Origin of the sequence: Mycobacterium sp. (assembly GCF_032162605.1) — a bacterium.
Taxonomy (GTDB): domain Bacteria; phylum Actinomycetota; class Actinomycetes; order Mycobacteriales; family Mycobacteriaceae; genus Mycobacterium.
Genome location: NZ_JAVROT010000063.1, coordinates 1 through 4,767, shown reverse-complemented (window position 1 = coordinate 4,767; position 4,767 = coordinate 1). Strand labels below are relative to the sequence as shown.

At 68.1% G+C, this 4,767-nt stretch carries 5 protein-coding genes and 2 pseudogenes; 5 read left to right on the top strand and 2 right to left on the bottom strand.

Going from position 1 to position 4,767, the window contains the following annotated elements; translation table 11 throughout:
* From QOI01_RS03610 to QOI01_RS03590, 5 genes and pseudogenes are all read left to right on the top strand, one after another.
* Positions 1 to 676, top strand: a 676-nt coding sequence (locus QOI01_RS03610) for an LLM class F420-dependent oxidoreductase (RefSeq protein ID WP_526378673.1), incomplete at its 5' end; no start/stop codon positions are given.
* A 62-nt stretch (positions 677 to 738) separates the two neighbouring features.
* A complete protein-coding gene (locus QOI01_RS03605) occupies positions 739 to 1,038 on the top strand; it encodes a hypothetical protein (RefSeq protein ID WP_526378671.1) in 300 nt (99 codons plus the stop codon).
* Positions 1,035 to 2,816 carry a penicillin-binding transpeptidase domain-containing protein gene (locus tag QOI01_RS03600; protein WP_526378669.1) on the top strand — a complete coding sequence of 594 codons (1,782 nt, stop codon included), beginning with the start codon at positions 1,035 to 1,037 and terminating at the stop codon, positions 2,814 to 2,816. Before QOI01_RS03605 ends, QOI01_RS03600 begins: the two co-directional genes overlap by 4 nt.
* Positions 2,817 to 2,837: 21 nt before the next feature.
* Positions 2,838 to 3,188 (top strand): annotated as a pseudogene (locus QOI01_RS03595) (MmyB family transcriptional regulator); the annotation flags it as partial.
* A complete protein-coding gene (locus QOI01_RS03590; RefSeq protein ID WP_526378675.1) occupies positions 3,142 to 3,546 on the top strand; it encodes an MmyB family transcriptional regulator in 405 nt (134 codons plus the stop codon). The pseudogene QOI01_RS03595 and the gene QOI01_RS03590, both read left to right, overlap by 47 nt.
* A gap of 25 nt (positions 3,547 to 3,571) precedes the next feature.
* Here the strand turns inward: QOI01_RS03590 and QOI01_RS03585 are convergent, their stop codons facing one another.
* Both QOI01_RS03585 and QOI01_RS03580 read right to left on the bottom strand, forming a co-directional pair.
* A complete protein-coding gene (locus tag QOI01_RS03585; RefSeq protein ID WP_526378667.1) occupies positions 3,572 to 4,192 on the bottom strand; it encodes a hypothetical protein in 621 nt (206 codons plus the stop codon).
* A gap of 322 nt (positions 4,193 to 4,514) precedes the next feature.
* Positions 4,515 to 4,767, bottom strand: a pseudogene (locus QOI01_RS03580) (hypothetical protein); the annotation flags it as partial.

The window sequence follows — 4,767 nt, the reverse complement described above, 5'->3', positions numbered from 1 at the left end:
GCTGGTGATGTTCGGCTACCTCGCCGGGATCACGCGGTCGCTGGAGCTCGTCACCGGCGTGATCATCCTGCCGCAACGCCAGACCGTTCTGGTCGCCAAGCAGGCCGCAGAGGTGGACCTGCTCAGCGGTGGCCGCCTCCGCCTTGGCATCGGAATAGGTTGGAATGCAGTGGAATACGAGGCGCTCGGCAAGAACTTCGGCACCCGAGGCAAGAGGTCGGCCGAGCAGGTCGACCTGCTCCGTCGGCTCTGGACGGAGCAGACCGTGACGTTCGACGGCGCGTTCGACAAGGTGACCGGTGCGGGCCTGGCGCCCCTGCCGGTGCAACGGCCGATCCCGATCTGGATCGGCGCCGCGTCGGCTCCCGGGTACCGCCGCGCGGGTCGCCTGGCCGACGGTTGGTTTCCGATGATGGAACCGGGGCCGAAGCTCGACGAAGCCCTGGCCGAGGTGGAGCGCGGAGCCGTCGCCGCGGGCAGGGATCCGGCGTCGATCGGGATGGAGGCACGGGTGTCCTTCGGCGGCGACTACGACGCGGTCGCCGCGCAGATCGCCGCCTGGGCCGACGCCGGCGCCTCGCACCTGTCGGTCAACACGATGGGCGCCGGTCTCAAGACCGTCGATGAGCACCTCGACGTGCTGGCGCGGGTGGTGCAGGCCCTTCCCACTGCCTGATCGAGGTTGCCTGATCGAGGTTGCCTGATCGAGTCCGGCATCGGCGCGCAACCTTGTCGCGCTTGCCTCGATCGAAGCCCGCCCGCGCCGTGTCCACCGCGAACGTCGTCGTCACCTGCGGCGCGATCGTGGTCGTGGTCGTCACGGGATTCGTCATCGACCCCGACGTCGTCGTGAAGATGCTGTGCGTTGGCATCATCGTCGAGTCGCTGGTCGACACACTGATCGTTCGCATGGTGCAGGCTCCTGCCGCCACGGCAGGGCTCGGCGCCGTCAACTGGTGGACGCCGAACCCACGGGGAGCAGGCACGAGTCTCACGGCGGGGCGTAACGGCGCCGCGGTTAGGCTCGAGGAGCCATGATGAGACGTCCTCTGCTGTCGATCGTGTTCTGCGTCCTCCTGCTCGGCGCGACGAGCTGTTCGCCGTTCTCCAGTCCCGGCCCGGACGACGCGTTTCGCGCGTTCGCCGACGCACTGGGGCGCAAGGACGGCGGCGCGGCCGCGGCGAGCACCGACGACCCGAACTCCGCGACCGCCGCCATCAAGTCGATGTTCGACGGCATAGGCAAGGACGCGGCGGTGAAGGTCGACGTCATCCAGTCGGGCGACGAGTCGAACACGGCCAAGCTGAGTTATTCGTGGTCATTCGGCCCCGACAAGACGCTGCGGTACGACGCCACGGCGATGGCCGCGCAGTCCGGCGACGACTGGCACGTCCACTGGTCCACCACCGTGCTGAACCCGAAACTACAGCCCGGCATGACCTTCCAGTACAGCGACGACAAGAACTTCCTCACCCCGGTCACCGACCGCGACGGACAACCGCTTCTGACGTGGCAGACGATCGGTGTGGTCGGCCTGTCCAGGGGACACCTCGAGTCCGCGGCCCCGCTGGCGTCGGTCCTGCAGCAGTTCGACGGGTCGATCACCGCCGAGTCGATCGCCGGCGAGTTCAACGCCACGCAGGACGGCGTCGTGACGGTCGTCAAACTCCGCCAGCAGGACTCCGCACAGGTCGCCGATCAGCTCAAGCAGATTCCCGGCGTCACGGTCGCGGATCAAGGCGCCCTGCTGACCGCGAACCGCGACCTGTCCTCCCCTGCGCTCGACGGTCTGCAGGCGCTGTGGCAGAAGGCGATCGACGCAGCCGCGGGATGGTCCGTCGAGCTCGTCGACGACAAGGGGCAGCCGACCGAGGAGTTGACCTCCACGCCACCGGGCGACACGCAGCCGATCCGCACCACGCTCGACACCCGGCTGCAGTCACTCGCCCAGCAAGCCGTCGCCGCCGAGGCCCGCCCCGCGGTACTGGTGGCCGTCTCACCCTCGACCGGCGGCATTCTGGCGGCAGCCCAGAACGGGGCCGCCAACGCCCAGGGGCCGATCGTCTTCTCGGGGGCCTATCCGCCCGGGTCGACGTTCAAGACCATCACCACCGCGGCCGCGCTTCAGGCCGGCTTGGCGACACCGGACACCCCGGAACAGTGTCCCGGCACCGTCACCATCGAGAACCGCACCATCCCGAACGAGGACGAGTTCGATCTGGGCACCGTGCCGCTGTCGTCGGCCTTTGCGCAGTCGTGCAACACGACGATGGCCGCGCTGGCCGACAAACTGCCCGCCGACGCCCTCCCGAAGATGGCGCGGCTGTTCGGGATCGGCGTCGACTACGTCATTCCGGGCCTGACCACCATCACCGGCAATGTGCCGAACGCGGACACCCCCGCGCAGAAGGTCGAGAACGGGATCGGTCAGGGCACCGTGACGGTGAGCCCGTTCGGGTTGGCCGTCGCCGAGGCCAGCCTCGGGCACGGTTCGACGATCACCCCCACCCTCGTCGTCGGCGAGTCGACCACCGCCAACACCCCGTCGGCGCCGATTCCTCCGACGATCGTGGACAGCTTGCGGGCGATGATGCTGCAGACCGTGTCCGACGGCACGGCGACCGCCTTGCGTGACGTTCCCGGTCTCGGCGGGAAGACCGGTACGGCCGAATTCGGCGACAACACCCATTCCCACGGCTGGTTCGCGGGCATCACCGGCGACATCGCGTTCGCAACGCTGGTCGTCGGCGGCGACACGTCCGCGCCGGCGATCACCGTGTCGGGCGACTTCCTGCGCCGGGCCCTCGCGGGCTGACCTCGACGCGGAGGACATCGTGTGGCCACCCCGCACGATGGGGAGGTCCGCGCCCCGCACCCGTCGCGGGAGGTCCTGGCCGGCCTGGCCCGCGCACTGCGGTTGACCGACGCCGAGCACGACCATCTGCACCGCCTCGCCGGTGTCGAGCCCGCGCCGCCCCCTGGGCCGCCACGCGTCGTGCGGCAGAGCATCCTCGACCTTCTGGAGCGACTGCCGCAAGCGGCCGCGATCGTCACCTCTGCGACCTACGAGGTGCTGCCGTGGAACGACCTGGTGTGTGCGCTGATGGAGGACTTCTCCGCGCTGTCACCGCGGGACCGCAATCTCGCCCGGCGCGCCTTTCTGGGGCCACACCCGGCACGACAGACGCCTCTACGGAGTCTCCGACGCCGACGAATTCGCCCGCACCTGCGCCCTTCATCTGCGCACCGCCGTCACCCGCTACCCCGACGATCCGGAGACTGCCGAGCTGATAGCGGAACTCCGCTCTGGCAGTGCAGAGTTCGCCCAGCTGTGGGCGGTCCACGACGTGTGCGCATGGCCCACATTGTGCAAGACGTTCTCGCATCCGGCGGTCGGCCCAGTGACCGTGAGCTGCGACGCTCTCGACATCGCGGACCGTGATCAGCGGGTCGTCGTCTACACCGCCCAGCCTGGCTCACCGTCCGAGGAGGCGTTGCGCCTGCTGTCAGTTGTCGGCACCCAGCGGATGGACGTACCCGGCTGACGATCGTTGAGCAGACCCGTACCCGTCAGCCCAGCGCGCTCTTGATCACGCCGTCTTGCTTGTGCGCCAAGGAAACCGCGAAGTCGTCAGGCACGGGATCGCCTGCCGCGCTGTCGAACTGCATCAACACGAAGATAGGCCCCTGGGTGAAGGTCACCACCGTGACGGCCTTTGAACCGTCGGGCGACGTGCCCGAGGCCGCGAGACCATTGGTGCCCACTTCGGCGGGCTGCGGCGACGGATCGGCGATCGACTGATCGAGTGCGGCCACTGCGCCGTCAAGGCGGGCCTTCGCGGCATCGGCGTCCGGGAAGACCACGATGGAATCGGCGATGGTGCGGGTCTGACTCTCATTGTTGAAGACGACGGCGACGCCCTGGGCGCCACCCGGGTTCAATTGCGGCTCCCCAGCGGTGAACGTCTCATCTGGCATGTCGATGTCATAGGGCGTGATCAGCAGAGGGGCGTAGTTGACGGGCGCCGCGCTCTCCGAGGGGCTCTCCGCGCCGGAGGGCGCCGACGACGTTGCCGACGAAGAGCCAGACGAGGACGACCCGGACGACGAGCTCCCACCGCAAGCGACGCCGGTCAGCGCAACGATGGCGATCGCGCCCACCAGACCAGCCGTGGACAGAGTCGACTTCATGCCAATACGCTCCAGTCACCTGCTCGGATGTCAGCCATTCCCCTGCAGACACCCAGCCTTGCCAGGTGCCGCGTGGTCAGCGGGCGAAGATTAACACCGTCCAGTTTGCCCCGTCGCCGGGTTCGGCCCAACGTTACCCATCGCGAAGGCCCTGCCCTAGTGTCTTGAGTCGTTCATTCGTTTGCAGTGGTAGGCGAGGGATTCGAGGATTTGGTCGGCGATCCATTGGCGAATCGATTGCGCCACTTGGTCACGATCGCGCGGGTCACACCCAACTCCTGAGTAATCTGCGTATTCCTCGAATCACGCTCGCAGGCAACAACTATTCGACAGTGTTGCGCTGGGGCGTGTGCGCCACGTCTATTGGCCGATGGCGGGTTGGGGACTCGGGACACCAGAACGGTGGGGTGGTGTCGGGGGTTGCTTGTTCGGCTTCTGCGACTGCTTGTTCGGCTGCGGCTGCGGCTGCGGTTCGGTTGAGTTCGCGTTCGTCGTTGATGCGGCGGGCCCGGTCTTGGGTGCGGGTCGTGCTGCGGCGCGGCATCCTCAACCCGACGGTGTGGGCCGGCCGAGCG